This is a genomic window from Actinokineospora baliensis, assembly GCF_016907695.1.
Lineage (GTDB): Bacteria > Actinomycetota > Actinomycetes > Mycobacteriales > Pseudonocardiaceae > Actinokineospora > Actinokineospora baliensis.
This window is the reverse complement of record NZ_JAFBCK010000001.1, coordinates 1,456,496-1,470,686: the sequence shown is the minus strand read 5'-3', so window position 1 is coordinate 1,470,686 and position 14,191 is coordinate 1,456,496. Positions and strand designations below refer to the sequence as shown.

General features: G+C 69.3%; 15 protein-coding genes. 7 read left to right on the top strand and 8 right to left on the bottom strand.

Going from position 1 to position 14,191, the window contains the following annotated elements:
• Window positions 1–259 precede the first annotated feature (259 nt).
• Window positions 260–1,066 carry a CPBP family intramembrane glutamic endopeptidase gene (locus JOD54_RS06860; protein ID WP_307859870.1) on the top strand — a complete coding sequence of 269 codons (807 nt, stop codon included), beginning with the start codon at window positions 260–262 and terminating at the stop codon, window positions 1,064–1,066.
• Here JOD54_RS06860 and JOD54_RS06855 read toward each other — a convergent pair.
• On the bottom strand, window positions 1,063–1,473 hold the full coding sequence (locus JOD54_RS06855; RefSeq protein ID WP_204449723.1) for a hypothetical protein: 411 nt from the start codon (window positions 1,471–1,473) through the stop codon (window positions 1,063–1,065). The two genes, JOD54_RS06860 and JOD54_RS06855, sit on opposite strands and share 4 nt — an antisense overlap.
• A gap of 83 nt (window positions 1,474–1,556) precedes the next feature.
• Here JOD54_RS06855 and ligD (JOD54_RS06850) point away from each other — a divergent pair, with 83 nt between their 5' ends.
• Together ligD (JOD54_RS06850) and ligD (JOD54_RS06845) are read left to right on the top strand one after the other, a co-directional pair.
• On the top strand, window positions 1,557–3,002 hold the full coding sequence (ligD, locus tag JOD54_RS06850) for a non-homologous end-joining DNA ligase (protein ID WP_204449722.1): 1,446 nt from the start codon (window positions 1,557–1,559) through the stop codon (window positions 3,000–3,002).
• Window positions 2,999–3,907, top strand: coding sequence for a non-homologous end-joining DNA ligase (ligD, locus tag JOD54_RS06845; RefSeq protein ID WP_204449721.1), 909 nt, complete (start codon window positions 2,999–3,001; stop codon window positions 3,905–3,907). The genes ligD (JOD54_RS06850) and ligD (JOD54_RS06845) overlap by 4 nt, the downstream gene beginning before the upstream one ends.
• Here the strand turns inward: ligD (JOD54_RS06845) and JOD54_RS06840 are convergent, their stop codons facing one another.
• Window positions 3,908–4,453 (bottom strand): DM13 domain-containing protein, encoded by a 546-nt coding sequence (locus JOD54_RS06840; protein WP_239573303.1) that lies wholly within the window; start codon window positions 4,451–4,453, stop codon window positions 3,908–3,910.
• A gap of 169 nt (window positions 4,454–4,622) precedes the next feature.
• Between JOD54_RS06840 and JOD54_RS06835 the strand changes: the two genes are divergently transcribed.
• Window positions 4,623–5,804 carry an arginine deiminase gene (locus tag JOD54_RS06835; RefSeq protein WP_204456122.1) on the top strand — a complete coding sequence of 394 codons (1,182 nt, stop codon included), beginning with the start codon at window positions 4,623–4,625 and terminating at the stop codon, window positions 5,802–5,804.
• A 375-nt stretch (window positions 5,805–6,179) separates the two neighbouring features.
• Window positions 6,180–6,710, top strand: coding sequence for a ferritin (locus tag JOD54_RS06830; RefSeq protein ID WP_204449720.1), 531 nt, complete (start codon window positions 6,180–6,182; stop codon window positions 6,708–6,710).
• A gap of 51 nt (window positions 6,711–6,761) precedes the next feature.
• On the opposite strand, the gene JOD54_RS06825 is transcribed toward JOD54_RS06830, so the two are convergent.
• From JOD54_RS06825 to JOD54_RS06805, 5 genes are all read right to left on the bottom strand, one after another.
• Window positions 6,762–7,505, bottom strand: coding sequence for an SPRY domain-containing protein (locus JOD54_RS06825; protein WP_204449719.1), 744 nt, complete (start codon window positions 7,503–7,505; stop codon window positions 6,762–6,764).
• 5 nt (window positions 7,506–7,510) lie between these two features.
• On the bottom strand, window positions 7,511–8,038 hold the full coding sequence (locus JOD54_RS06820) for a SigE family RNA polymerase sigma factor (RefSeq protein WP_204449718.1): 528 nt from the start codon (window positions 8,036–8,038) through the stop codon (window positions 7,511–7,513).
• Between the two features lie 5 nt (window positions 8,039–8,043).
• Window positions 8,044–8,691: a hypothetical protein gene (locus JOD54_RS06815; RefSeq protein WP_204449717.1), complete on the bottom strand. Its 648-nt coding sequence runs from the start codon at window positions 8,689–8,691 to the stop codon at window positions 8,044–8,046.
• A gap of 100 nt (window positions 8,692–8,791) precedes the next feature.
• Window positions 8,792–9,127, bottom strand: coding sequence for a DUF952 domain-containing protein (locus JOD54_RS06810; RefSeq protein WP_204449716.1), 336 nt, complete (start codon window positions 9,125–9,127; stop codon window positions 8,792–8,794).
• A complete protein-coding gene (locus tag JOD54_RS06805; protein ID WP_204449715.1) occupies window positions 9,124–10,071 on the bottom strand; it encodes a DUF5926 family protein in 948 nt (315 codons plus the stop codon). Before JOD54_RS06805 ends, JOD54_RS06810 begins: the two co-directional genes overlap by 4 nt.
• A gap of 145 nt (window positions 10,072–10,216) precedes the next feature.
• Here JOD54_RS06805 and JOD54_RS06800 point away from each other — a divergent pair, with 145 nt between their 5' ends.
• Both JOD54_RS06800 and JOD54_RS35475 read left to right on the top strand, forming a co-directional pair.
• Window positions 10,217–11,326 (top strand): cytochrome P450, encoded by a 1,110-nt coding sequence (locus tag JOD54_RS06800; RefSeq protein WP_239573302.1) that lies wholly within the window; start codon window positions 10,217–10,219, stop codon window positions 11,324–11,326.
• Window positions 11,327–11,625: 299 nt separating this feature from the next.
• The gene (locus tag JOD54_RS35475) at window positions 11,626–13,299 is read left to right on the top strand and encodes a tetratricopeptide repeat protein (protein WP_204449713.1); all 1,674 of its coding nucleotides are present in this window, start codon (window positions 11,626–11,628) and stop codon (window positions 13,297–13,299) included.
• A 4-nt stretch (window positions 13,300–13,303) separates the two neighbouring features.
• Here JOD54_RS35475 and JOD54_RS06790 read toward each other — a convergent pair whose 3' ends face one another.
• Window positions 13,304–14,191: a DUF4328 domain-containing protein gene (locus tag JOD54_RS06790; protein WP_307859869.1), complete on the bottom strand. Its 888-nt coding sequence runs from the start codon at window positions 14,189–14,191 to the stop codon at window positions 13,304–13,306.

The window sequence follows — 14,191 nt, the reverse complement described above, 5'->3', positions numbered from 1 at the left end:
GCCGCGTCGCCCACCGCCCTCTTTCGGAGACCCTCCCCGCGAGTCCACATCCCCCACCGCACCTCTGGGGGGCATCCCCGGGGCCAGTCTATCGGGGGGTGGGGGTGGGGTGGGGGGTGGCGGAAAGTTGGGGATGGTTGTGGGGGTTGTGGATGGAGGGAGTGGCTGGTCGAGGGGGTGGGGGGTGGGGAAATCAGTCGGATGGGGGGTGGTGGGTGCAGGGGGTGGGGGGCGGAAGGGTGGGGGTAGGTTCGCGGGGGTGGGGAGACTGCGGGCTTGGCTGGCGCCGGAGCGGGTGGGGGATGAGCTGATCAGCGATCCCGCGCAGCGGCGGTTGGTGTGGGTTGAGTTGGTGATCGTCTTCGCGGTCACGCTCGGGTTGTCGGGGTTGAGCAGTTTGGTGTCGTTGGTGGACGCCTTGTTGCAGCCTGTGGCGTTGAGCCAGCAGTCGATCGCGATCAATGTTCCGCAGGCTGATGTCGGGGTGCTTGACCTCGTGAAGCAGCTGCTGGGGGTTGTTCGGCTGGTCGCCTGGGGGGCGTTGGGGCTTTATCTCCTGTACCGGGCTGGGACTCGGTTGCAGGAGGTCGGACTGGACGGTGGGCGCAAGGGGCGGGACGCGGCGGGTGGGGTGGGGTTGGCGGCCCTTATCGGGGTGCCGGGGCTGGTGTTCTACCTGGTCGGGTATGCGATGGGGATCAACCTGGCGGTCGCGCCGTCCACATTGGATGACACGTGGTGGCGGCCGTTCGCCTTGACCTTGCTCGCGGCGGGGAATGCTTGGGCTGAAGAGGTCCTGGTGGTCGGGTACCTGTTGACCCGGTTGCGGCACCTCGGGTTCCGGGAGAACACGTCGCTGTTCGCGGCCGCTGTCTTGCGCGGGTCGTACCACCTCTACCAGGGGTTTGGCGGGTTCATCGGGAACCTGGTGATGGGGCTGGTGTTCGGGCGGGTGTGGCAGCGGACCGGGCGGTTGTGGCCGTTGGTCATCGCGCACACGCTGTTGGACTTCGTGGCGTTCGTCGGGTACTCGCTGTTGCGCGGGAAGGTGTCCTGGCTGCCCTAGGCGACGAGTAGGCCTATGCCGATTGAGGTCACGCCTACGGCGAGGGACAGGGCGCCGAGCCAGATCAGGCCGATGAGCTTGTTCGGCTTCGTCACGTTCTTACCCATAGAGGAGAAGAAGAACCCGCTGGACATCAGCGCCGCAGCAGCTGGGACGCCGATGCGGGCCAGCCAGCCGATGGCGCCGTCTAGGCCTGCCGCGTCCGCTAGGAGCAGGCAGATCAGGCCGAGGGTGACGAGGACGCCCGCGTGGGCGTGGCCCGCTCGGGCGAACTTCTGCTGGAACGGGGTCAGTTCCACCTGCCCGCGCGCGATGCGCATGAGGAACCAGCCGCCGAACTCGATGCCGACGATGGTGAGCAGAACAGTGCCCGCGAGGAGGCGGCTGGGATCGGTGAGGGTGAGCACGGGGCCAACATTACAGCGTTACGTAACAGCGTTTCAATACCTTTCCCTGGCGGATCACCCGAGGTCCGGGTACTAAGGACGGCATGGCGGGGCTGGGTGAGTACCGGCGCAAGCGCGACGCCCGGAAGACTCCGGAGCCCGTGCCCGTCGACGACGCCCTGCCGGTCGGGGACGACAACACCTTCGTCATCCAGGAGCACCACGCGTCCCGCCTGCACTGGGACGTGCGGCTCGAGCGCGGCGGGGTGCTGGTGAGCTGGGCCGTGCCCAAGGGCCTGCCGACCGAGCAGGGGGACATCCGGCTGGCGGTGCACACCGAGGACCACCCCATGGAGTACGCGACCTTCGAGGGCGAGATCCCCCGGGGCGAGTACGGCGGCGGCCGGATGGTGATCTGGGACCGGGGCACCTACGAGACCGTCAAGTGGAGCGACCGGGAAGTCGCCGTCGTGCTGTCCGGGTCGCGGGTGCGGGGCAAGTACACCTTCTTCCACGGCGGCAAGTCCGACAAGGACTGGATGGTCCGCCGGTCGGAACCACCGCAGCGGTCGGACTGGATCACCCTGCCGACCGCGTTCGAACCCATGTTGGCGAGCCCAGGCGCCCAGCCCCTGGACGACGACGAGTGGGCGTACGAGTTCAAGTGGGACGGTGTGCGCGCACTGGCCCGGGTGGACGGTGGGCGGCTGCGGTTGTTCTCGCGCAAGGGGAACGACATCACCGGCACGTACCCGGAGCTGCGGGCGCTTGGCGAAGAACTCGGCAGCACACAGGTGTGGCTGGACGGCGAGATCGTGGCCTTCCGCGACGGCAAGCCCTCGTTCTCGGAGCTCCAGAAGAGGATGCACGTCACCGAGGAACGGCTGACCCGACGGCTCGCTATAGACACGCCGGTGACCTACGTGGTCTTCGACGTGCTGCACCTAGACGGCCGCTCTTGTCTCGACATGCCTTACGCCGCGCGGCGGGAGCAGCTAGTCGCGCTGAACCTACGCGGACCGCACTGGAACACCTCGCCCAGCTATCCGGGCGAAGGCGCGGCGGTGTTGGAGACGGCTCGCGAGCAGGAGCTTGAGGGGATCATCGCTAAGAGGCTCGGTTCGCGGTACCACCCCGGTCGGCGGACCCCGGAGTGGCTCAAGATCACCGACCAGCGCTTCGTCGAGGTCGTTATAGGCGGCTGGCGTCCTGGGGAGGGGCGGCGGTCGGAGGTGTTCGGTTCGCTGCTGGTGGGCCTACCGACGCCAGAGGGGCTTAAGTACGTGGGGCATGTCGGTACCGGGTTCACCGACCACATGCTTAAGACGCTGACTGAGAAGCTGCGCCCACTCGCGCGTAAGACCTCGCCGTTCTGCAACGAGGTGGACAGGGCGCGCGGAGCGCAGTGGGTACGGCCAAGCCTGGTCGGCGAAGTCGCCTTCTTGCACTGGACCGACGACGGGCGGATGCGGGCGCCGAGGTGGCGCGGCTTGAGAGCCGATAAGAGCCCGTCGGACTTAGCAGTGGATCCGGGCAGGTGGGACGGGTGAGCGGCGAGGTACTCGTCGAGGTCGAGGGCAGGCGACTGCGGTTGACCAACCTCGACAAGGTGCTCTACCCGGAGGACGGCTTCACCAAGGGCGACGTGATCGACTACTACAGCCGGGTGGCACCCGCGCTGGCGCCGCACCTGGTCGACCGACCGGTGACGTTCCGCCGGTTCCCCGACGGTGTCGCCAAGGCGGGCTTCTTCGAGAAGAACGCCTCTAGGCACTCCCCTGACTGGATCCGCACGGTGACCATAGAGACTCCCGGCAGCACTACAGGCGCCGAGAGCCTCGACTTCGCGCTGCTCGGCGACCTGCCGTCCTTGGTGTGGGCGGCGAACCTAGCCGGGCTTGAGCTGCACGTCCCGCAGTGGACTGTTGGGCCGCGTGGGGCTAAGAGGTCGCCAGACCGCTTGGTGTTCGACCTCGACCCAGGTTCCCCCGCGACCGTCGTGGAGTGCTGCGAGGTGGCGCTGCGCCTACGTGAAGCTCTGGTCGAGGACGGGCTGGACGTGGTCGCCAAGACGAGTGGTTCGAAGGGCATGCAGCTCTACGCGGCAGTGACCACCAGCTCACCCACCCGGACCTCGGACTACGCCAAATCCCTCGCCGAGCAGCTGGAGCGCGAGATGCCCCGGCTGGTCGTGTCCCGCATGGCCAAGAACCTGCGCCGGGGCAAGGTCTTCATCGACTGGAGCCAGAACAACCCCAACAAGACCACCGTGGCGCCGTACTCGCTGCGCGCCCGGCCGGAGCCGACCGTGTCGACCCCGCTGACCTGGGCGGAGGTCGAGTCCTGCCGCACGGTGGCCGACGTGACCTTCACCGCGGACGACGTCCTGGACCGCGTCTCCACCCACGGCGACCTCTTCGCGCCCCTGCTCACCAAGGGCCCGAAGCTGCCCTGATCAGGCCAGAGCCAACGGCGCGGACCCGAAGGCGACGTTGAACCTGTCGCACCAGATGACAGCGCTCTGCAGCCCGGCGAGGTCCGCGTCGGCGGGGATGGCGTAGTTGTGGTTGCCGTCGGTCGCCTTGAGCTTGCCCAGGGCGACGTGGCGGGTGTCGTTGTAAGCGTGCCAGTCGGCGGCCGCGGGGGTGACGGAAAGCCATACGTGCACGTCGGGCCCATCGGAGGTGGAGAAGCCCTCTAGGCGCAAGACGCGGGTCCCGTCCTGCTCGAGGACGCGGGCCGTGCCCTTGGTGGGGTGCTCCTGGCTGACGAAGGCCCCTTCCGCGAGCACCTTGGGCCCGGTAGGCGTAGTGGGGACGACCGAGACCTCAGACGTGCTGGTGGTGGTCGAGGCGGCAGGTGGCGTGAACGGCAGGGCCTCGTCCAGGGTGCTGCGGGTGAACAGCTTCCAGGGCTGGAACAACCACAATCCAACGCCTGCGACCAGAACCACGGCGACCATGCCGCCCCAAAGCAGCTTCCGGCGCAACGATTGACGCATCAACTCGACCTTCCTGTTAACGATCGGCACACCGGCGCGGCGATGTGTGGCGTTCTCCGCCATTAGACCCCATCGCGGGCGGTGTTTTCCTTACCGAGTGGTTACGCTCGGAGCCGTGACCGCCTTCCCCGATGTCCCCGATGCCGAGCAGACTGCGCCAGCACCGCGCGTGGACAGCGAGGTCGGCCCGCTGCGCACGGTCCTGCTGCACCGCCCCGGCAACGAGCTCAAACGGCTGACCCCGCGCAACAACGACCAGCTGCTCTTCGACAGCATCCCGTGGGTCGACCGCGCCCAGGACGAGCACGACGCGTTCGCCGACGTGCTGACCGGGCGCGGGGTCGAGGTCATGCGGCTGTTCGACAGCCTGGTGGTCGCCCTGGCCGACGAGCGGGCGCACGCCGCGGCCGCGGCCACCGCGGTCGACCGGCGCAGGCTGGGCAACGAGCTGGCCGACGCGCTGAGCGGCTATCTGTCCACTGTGGACGCCAAGGGGCTCGCCGACGTGCTGACCGGCGGGATGACCTTCGAGGAACTGCCCGCGGCCGAGGGCGCGTCGCTGGTGCGCAAGATGCACCACCCGCACGACTTCGTGGTCGACCCGCTGCCGAACCTGCTGTTCACCCGCGACTCCTCGGTCTGGATCGGCAACCGGGTGGCGATCGCGTCGCTGGCGATGCCCGCCCGCGCCCGCGAGACCGCCCTGCTCGACCTGATCTACGCCTACCACCCGCGGTTCCGCACCGCAGGCCGCGCGTACGGCGCCCACTCCGCCCCCGTCGAGGGCGGCGACGTCCTGCTGCTGGCGCCCGGGGTCATCGCGATCGGCGTCGGCGAGCGCACCACGCCCGCGGGCGCGGAGTCGCTGGCCCGCTCGGCGTTCCGCGACGGCCTGGCGCACACCGTGCTGGCCGTGCCGATCGCGCAGGACCGGGCGACCATGCACCTGGACACGGTCTGCACGATGGTCGACCGCGACGCCGTCGTCATGTACCCGGCCGTGCGCGACACGCTGCGCGCCTACACGCTGCGCCCCAACGGCACCGGCGTCGGCGTCGACGGCCCGGCGCCGTTCCTCGAGGCCGCAGCGGCCGCGATGGGCATCGACCGGCTGCGGGTGATCGACACCGGCCTCGACCCGGTGACCGCCGAGCGCGAGCAGTGGGACGACGGCAACAACACCCTCGCGCTGGCCCCCGGCGTGGTCGTCGCCTACGAGCGCAACGTGGAGACCAATTCCCGGCTGGAGGACGCGGGAATCGAGGTGCTGCGGATCAGCGGGTCCGAACTGGGCACCGGTCGCGGTGGCCCGAGGTGCATGTCCTGCCCCGTGACGCGCGATCCGCTCTAGAATGCGTTAGGCGAGGCTATCTTTTCTTTTCCCGCCGAGAGTTGTTCAGGCGAGCAACCAGCGCAGGGCGAGGAAGGTGAGCGTGCCGAGGACCGCCAAGATCATCGATGCAGCCGCTGTGTACCAGCGCCAGTCGGATTCCACGGTGCGCCTCCTTCCAGGGTCGTCCGGCTTGCCGTGCCGGGCGATCCTCGCACCTGGCGGGCGGTGCCGCAGGCCGGGACGTGTCGCACGATGCGGTGAAACCAGGGCCGCGACTTAGGAATGGCTAACCTGAATTATGTTTCCCAAGGCTTGCCTAACGTGATCAAAATGGCCGCCGAAATGGGGGACGAATAGCGCGATAAGCCCGGCAATCGCGTACCGTCTGATGCCATGACCTCCAAGTTCCACAAGCTGCTGCAGGTGCAGATCCGCAACGAGTTCACCGCCTCCCAGCAGTACGTCGCGCTGGCGGTGTGGTTCGACGGCCAAGACCTCCCCCGGCTGGCCCACCACTTCTACCGGCAGTCGCTGGAAGAGCGCAACCACGCGATGATGCTCACCCAGTACCTGCTCGACAACGACGTCCCGGTGACCATCCCCGGCGTCGACGAGGTGCGCAACGAGTTCGCCGACGCCGCCGAACTGGTCACCCTCGCGCTGCAGCAGGAGCGCGCGGTGACCGACGAGATCGTCAACCTGGCCAAGGTCGCCAGGGACGAGGACGACTACAAGGGCGAGCAGTTCATGCAGTGGTTCCTCAAGGAGCAGGTCGAGGAGGTCTCCTCGATGCGCACCCTGCTCAACGTCGTCAAGCGCTCCAACGGCAACCTCTTCGACGTCGAGGCCCACCTCGCCCGCGAACACGTCGGCGACAACGGCGACGACGCGCTCGCCCCGCGCGCCGCGGGCGGCAAGCTCTAAGAGCGCAGGGGAAGACGGGAGAAGCCCCCAGGCCTGCTCCCGTCTTCCCGGCTATCCGAAGCACTTCTGCTTCTCGCTGTAGAGCGCGAGTTCGTGGACCGTGTCGCCCGGGCCGAACCCGAACAGGTAGGCCCGGCCGCCGCCGAGGTCGACGACCCAGGAGCCGTTGGCGTCGGTCGTGCCCACCGGGTACAGCCGGTGCACATCAGCCTTGCTGGTGCCGAGCCAGACGCCTTCCGGCGTGCGCGACTGCGCGGGCGGGAAGATCGCCACCACGCCGTCGGTGGGTGAGATGCCGACCGACATCGAGTTCTCCGACGTGAACGACTTGAACCGGTAGGCCTTGCAATCGGCCGACTTGACCGCCAGCGGCACCAGTTCGCCGGTCGCCTCGGCCTCCGCCACCGACATCCCCAGCCGGATCTTGCTGAACCCGGTCGGCCGCAACTCCGGCACCGTGCTCACCGCGCCGGTCATGCTGCTGCCCGTCATCTGTGCGACCGCCTCGCTGAGCGTCGTCGGCGCGGTGGTCGCGCTGCTCTGGGTGACCGTGGTGGTCAACGTGGGCATGACCTGCCCACCGGGCGGGGCCGACGAGGTGTTCAGCCCTCCGAGAGCGACACCGCCCGCCAGCACGACCGCCGCGGTGAGCACACCGCTCGCGGCCGTGACCGCGACCCTGCGCCTGCGCCGCCTGCCCGCACCGGCGACCACGGCGTCCGTCGCGGTCGCGCTGACCGGCAGGTCCAGCCGGTCGTCGGCGAACAACCTGCGCAGCTCGTCGTCGATGTCCATGCCCATCACCTGCCCTCCGCGGTCGCGCCTAGGCGTGTCCGCAGTGCCGCCATGGCCTTGCTGGCCTGGCTCTTCACCGTCCCCGCGCTGACGCCCAGGGTCTGTGCGATCTCGGCCTCCGAGAGGCCCTCGTAGTAGCGGAGCACGACCACCGCCCGCTGCTTGGGCGGCAACGCCCGCAGCGCCTGCCACAACGGCTCGTCCTCGAACGCGTAGCGGACCCGGTCGGTCGGGGACTCCGGCAGGTCGGCGACCAGGTTCTCCCGCCTGGTCCGCCGCCACCGGCTGACGTGCGCGTTGGCCATCGCCCTGCGGGTGTAGGCCAGCGGATCACCCGCCTTGCGCGCCACCGACGACCAGCGGGACCCGATCCGCTCCAGCACGCCCTGGACCAGGTCGGCCGCGTCGTGCGGGTTGCCGGTGAGGGCGTGGCCGTAGCGCAGCAGGCCAGGCATGGCGGCCCTGGCGAAGTCCGCGAACTCGTCCATGCCCGTGCGGTCCCCCTCGACCTCGCGCTCGTCCAGCGTGATCATCCTCGTCACCCGGCACAGCCCAGTTCTTTGACGGTCAGCTGGATCGAGCTCACCGGGTCGTCGTCGAGACCATCGCCGTTGAAGCCGAAGGTGTACTGGTTGTTCGGATGGTCCGGTACGGCGACGGCGATACCGCCCGGCCACTGCCTGAACCCCGGGTAGGTGCGCTTGACCTGGGCCCTGGTGGAGCCGGGGCCGATGTCCTCCGGCGTGTGCGCGTCGCCGTAACCGGGGATGCTGACGACGCCCGCGCCGTCCCTGAGCCCGACCCGCTGCCCCATCACCTGGCCGGGGATCGGGAGCAGGAGGCACGGCTCGGCGTCATCGGAGAGCTCGTCGGGCGGCAGGACCCGGCCGGTGTCGAGGGCCTGCTGGTAGGTCATGCCGAGCGTGAGGGTGCCGTAGCCGGTGGGCCCGATGACGGGTGCGACTCGGACGGGGGTCTTCACAGCGGGCTTCGGGGCAGGCGAGGTCGTGGTGGGGACGGCTGCTTCGGGAGCCGGGGCGCTCGCGTGACTCGTCGTGGTGGACGGCGCGGCGGCCGAACTCGGCGCCCGCGCGGTGACCGGCGCCGGGTCGGCGCTGCAGGCGGTGAGCGCGAGCAGGCCGATGGCCGCGAGGAAGCCCTTTCGCGGCAACGACTTGGTGGACATGGCGGTTTCCCCTCAGTGCCGTGGTCGGGCCTTCCAACCATGGACACCGAGAGCACGCCCGGCCACCGGAACCGGTTGCCGGGCGTTACGCCACTGTTATCTACCGCTCGGCGAGCGACGCAGGCAGCTCGAACGAACCGTCCGGGCCCGGCGGGAACTCGTGCACCGCGACCACCGCCGACGCCGGGATCGCGCCGTAGACGTGCGGGAACCAGGGGCCGCCCGGAATGGGCGGCGAACCGGGCTCCCAGCGCAGAGGGACGCCCAAGCGGGCCGGGTCGACCTCCAACAGCAGGAGGTCGGTCCGGCCCGCGAACAGGCGGTTGGCGGGCAGGTGCACGGTCCCGGGGTCTGAGCAGTGCACGAACGCCTCGCCGTCGAGCGGGTGGACCGCCTCGGCGGGCCAGTCCGCCGAAGCGCGGATGTGCAGGATCACCGGATGGTGATCTGGCGGCCGAGGAGACCGTCGCGGGCGCGGCGCTCGTCGGAGGTCAGCGGCTCGTCCGCGAGGGAAGCCAGCGCGGCGTCGAGGCGGGTACCGAGCTGCTCGACGGCCTCGGTCCACTCGCGGGCGTGCGGCTCGCGGTCGAGGTCCCACACCGGCACGAGCAGGCCGTGCGCGCGGAACGAACCCGCGTACCGGGAACCCTCGCCGAGGCCGAGCTCACCGCGGGCGTGCAACCGGGCCAACGCGGCCAGCAGGTCCTCCTCCGGCTCGGGGCGGACCCAGCGCAGGTGCGCCTTCTCGCCCGCGTCGACCCAGTAGGCGGCCGGGCCGACCCGCTCGGTGGGCAGGATCGCGCTGTTGGCCCGCTCCAGCGACAGCGCGACCTCACCGGTCGGCTCGCTGTCCTCGGGCATCCACCACGCGAAGTCGGCGTGCACGGTCGCGTCGAGCGGCGCGTCGATGGCGACCAGGTCCTGCAGCCGCTCCGGCTTGTCGCCCGCGTCGGTGTCGGGGCCGACGACCGGCAGCACGTCACCGGGCTCGGCGGTCAACACCCAGCGGACAGCGCGGGCCAGGTCGCGGCTGATGTCGCTCGAACGGGTCTGCACCTGCAGGCCGACGTAGGCGACCCCGTCGGCGCGGATCAGCGCGGCGGCGGCCATGGGCAGCACGGTGGCCAGGGTGACCTCGCGGTCGTGCCCGGCCAGCGGCAGCGCCGCCGTACCGGAGGGGACGAACTCGCGGAGGGCGACCAGCTCGCACTCCCCCGCCAGCCCCTCGAACGGCCGGGCCACGGCGACCTCGACCGCGCCACCTGCCGAGCCGTGGCACGCCTTGTAGCGCTTGCCGGAGCCACACGGGCACGGCTGGCGGGGACCGATGCCAGACGCGTCCGGGGTCTTGGCCTTTTTCACGGCGGATCGCCTGGACATCGGGCAACTCCTCGTCGAAACCGGTGAACGATGTGCGCCGACGCTACCCAATCGCGGATCACCATTCCCGCTGTGGGTGGCGCAAGATGGATCGGTGCCCCTCGACCCGTCCTTCGTCGCCGACCCCTATCCCACGTTCGCGGCCATGCGCAACGAGAGAGAGGTGCTCTGGCACGACGAGTTGGGCCTACCGGTCGCGGTATCCCACGCAGCCTGCTCAGCCATCTTGCGCGACCGCGGACTAGGGCGGCTGTGGAAGGACAAGGAGCCCGTGACGGCCTTCGCGGCGTTCAACATGCTGCACCGGAACTCGTTGCTGGAGAACGAACCCCCAACCCACACCCGCCTCCGGCGTCTGATCGCGGCCGCCTTCGGCCGTGGCCACACGGAACGCCTACGTCCGAAGGTGGATGCGCTCGCGGTGTCGATGGTGGCGGGACTCGTGGCACAGATCGAAGCCGACGGGTCGGCTGACCTGCTGGAACACCTGGCGGAACCGCTGCCGGTCGAGGTGATCGGCGAACTGCTCGGGGTACCGCAGGAGGAGCGGTGGCGGCTGCGGCCGTGGTCGAACGCGATCGTGAAGATGTACGAGTACGGGCTGCCAGCAGCTCAAGCGGCGGCCGCTGAGCAGGCCTCCGCGGAATTCGCTGAATACCTGCGGTCCCTGGCGACCCGACCAGGTGACAACCTGATCAGCGACCTCGTAGCAGTCCGCGACGGCTCAGACCGGCTGACCGACGACGAACTGGTCGCCACCGGAGTACTGCTGCTGATGGCGGGACACGAAGCGACAGTCAACGTGATCGGCAACGGGGTGCTCGCGCTACTGCGCAACCGCGACCAGTGGGACCTCTTGGTGTCCAACCCCGCTCTAGTGCCGTCCGCTGTGGAAGAACTCCTCCGCTACGACGCACCACTACAACTCTTCGAACGCACTGCGACGGCGCCGGTGCGCATTGGAGGGTGGGAACTGGAGCCAGGCAACAAGATCGCGGCACTATTGGGGGCGGCTGCGCGGGATCCGCAGGTGTTCGCGGCCCCTGACCGCTTCGACATCACACGGACGCCGAACCCGCACCTGGCCTTTGGCGCGGGCATCCACTACTGCGTGGGAGCGCCGTTGGCGCGAGTGGAGATCGCGGCGGCACTGCAGGCTCTTATGTCTCTGCCTGCGCTGCGTCTAGCTGCAGAGCCGGTGCGGCGATCGGAGTTCGTGATCCGTGGCTTGCGGACGTTGCCGGTGACGCTGTGACGGACAACGTGCAAGCGGGGACGGTGTCGGGGCATGTACTGCAAGCCGGGGCTGTGCACGGAAACGTTTACTTCGGCTCCGCACCGCAGGAACAGGTGCGCTACCGGTCAGGGGCGGTGCCGGTGGTCGTGGAAGGGTTCCAGCCGCGGGCAGTGCCTTCGTTGGACGCACTGACGACTGGAGCGGTGGTCTTATCCGGTCTGGGCGGAGTCGGTAAGACCCAGCTCGCGGCTGACTACGCCAACCGCATGCGGGACGTGGCGCTAGTGGGCTGGGTTACGGCGTCAGGTCGGGCTGGGGTGATCAGCGGACTGGCCGAGCTGGGCACGGTCGTGACCGGCCACCCGGTCGAAGACGCGAGACCGTTCCTGGACTGGTGCTCCACCACAGACCAAAGCTGGCTTCTGGTGCTCGACGACCTGGCCGATCCAGCGGACATGGTCGGGCTCTGGCCTCGCATAGGCGAGTCCGGTCGACTCGTGGTGACAACGCGGCGGAACGAACCGTCGTTGCGGGCCGCTGGTCGACAGCTGGTTGACCTAGGGGTCTTCACACCCGCCGAATCCCAGGCCTACCTGGGCGAGGGCGGCAGCGAGTTGGCCGAGTTGCTGGGGCACCTACCGCTGGCGCTCAGCCAGGCCGCTGCCTACGTGGCGATGGTGCCGGGCATGACGTACGCCAAGTACGTCGAGAAGTGGCGCACAGAGGCGTTGGCCGCGATGTTCCCCACGGATTGGACCGGCGCCGACGGCCGCAGTGACACCGTGGCGACGACGTGGTCCATTTCGGTGGCAGCGGCGGATCAACTGGAGCCAGTCGGTGCTGCACGACCGATGCTCAACGCCATCTCGCTGCTGGACCCGAATGGCATCCCGCTGTCCGTGCTCGCCGCCGTTCGCCTGGACATCGACGTCGAGCGAGCCCTGACCGCACTGCGGCGGTTCAGCCTGATCACCGCGGATGACAGCCCCGACCCGGTGATCCGGGCCCATGCCTTGGTCCAGCAGGCGACCCGTGAGCGGCTCAGCGATTTCTCGAAGCTCGTCGGTCCGGTCGCCGATGCCATCGCCGAATCGTGGCCCGATGTGGAACGGGACCAGGAGTTCGCCGTGATGTTGCGCGCGAACGCGCTCGCGCTGGCGCATCACTGCGGCCCCCTGCTGTGGAGCGCTCGCCGTCATGAACTCCTGTTCCGCGTGGCCGAGAGTGTGGGAGACGCTGGGCAGGCCCTGGCGGCAAGGGACCTCCAGGAGGAGATCGCCGGTGCCGCTGCGGTCCACTTGGGCGCGGATCACAGGGACACGCTGGTCGCGCGGCACGACCTCGCGTACTGGCGAGGGCAAGCCGGTGACGTCGTTGGTGCGACTCACGCCTTTGCTGACCTGCTCGCCGACACGCTGCGGGTTTTCGGGCCCGACCACCGCATCTCACTGTCCGCGCGACAGAACTTCTCACAGTGGCGTGGACACGTGGGGGACGCCTTGGGCGCGGTCGCGGGGCTGCTCGACCTGCTCTCCGACTTGTCGCGACTGTTCGGGCCCGACGATCCGGACAGCCTCGCCACACGGCACGCCCTCGCATACTGGCGAGGAGCCGCGGGCGACAGCGTCGGCGCGGTGCTTGGCTACGCCGAAGTGCTGAAGGATTTGCTCAGGGTGCACGGCCGAGGACACCCGCACACCCTGGTCACACAGCACAACCTCGCGCACTGGCGAGGCAGGACTGGAGACTTCGCTGGTGCGGTGCAGGACCTCGGCGCCCTACTAGCTGACCAAATCCACTTCCTCGGTCCGGATCACCCATCGACGCTCACCACACGGCACAACCTCGCCAGGTGGCGCGGTGAGAGCGGGGATGTCAACGGCGCGGTGCGGGCTCTTGGTGATCTTCTTGGTGATCAACTGCGGGTGCTCGGGCCTGACCACCCGCGTACCAAGGACACCCGGGCGTTGTTCGACAGGTGGCGCCAGTAGGCGGTTAGCGGGTGGCGGTGGTGGGGCGCGCGGCGCGGGTGGGGGTGCCGGGGGTTTCTATGTGGACTACCCGGAGGCGGCGGACTGAGGAGGGGTTTATGGGGGCCAGAAGCAGAGAGAGGCGGTCCACTAGGCGGATGGTGAGGACTGCTGTGGCGGCTGCGGTGAGGTCGAGAACCGCTGTCAGCACTACGCCGTCGGCTTGGGATTGGGCTGTGGTGGGGATTCGCCAGAGGAGGGTGGTGGCGAAGAGGAGGCCGCTGACCGCCCAGGTGGTCCACCACGCTTTGAGGAGCGGGGAGGGGTGGGGGCGTTCGTCGTGGGGGCGGCGGAGGATGGCGTGTTCGAGCTCGGCCAGGACGGCGCCGGGGACTATGAGGTTGAGGCCGGGGATCAAGAGGCCCGGAACCAATTGCCACTCGTCGCGGGCTGGGTGGTAGCCGGCCAGTTCCGCAGCGGCTTGGCGGGCGGCGTGGAGCCACCAGAGGACTGTGGCCAGGCTTAGTAGGCCTGCGGCAAAAGACAGAACCGCGCCGGTGGTGACGAGGCTGTCGGACCACTGGACTACCGCGCGCGATAGAGCACCGGTGCGGCTCTCTAGCAGCAGCACATAACGCCAGACCTCTGCACCTGCGGCGATCACGGCGACGGCCGCCAACAACCACAAGGCCGACGCAGCGAGGCGGGCTCGGCCGCGGACGCGCTCGACCGGGGACGGGCCCTCGTCGGCCGCGCCAGCTACTGCCGTTGGCCAGCGCCAGGCGAGTGCGGGGAAACCCCAGCGCGGTGGGGTTCGGTACTTGGGCGGGCCGAGGTAGGGCAACCGGAGTGGGGGGTCTGGTGCCTTGGCGGTGGGCGGCGGGGTGGCCACCCAGTCGTAGCCCGGGTACAC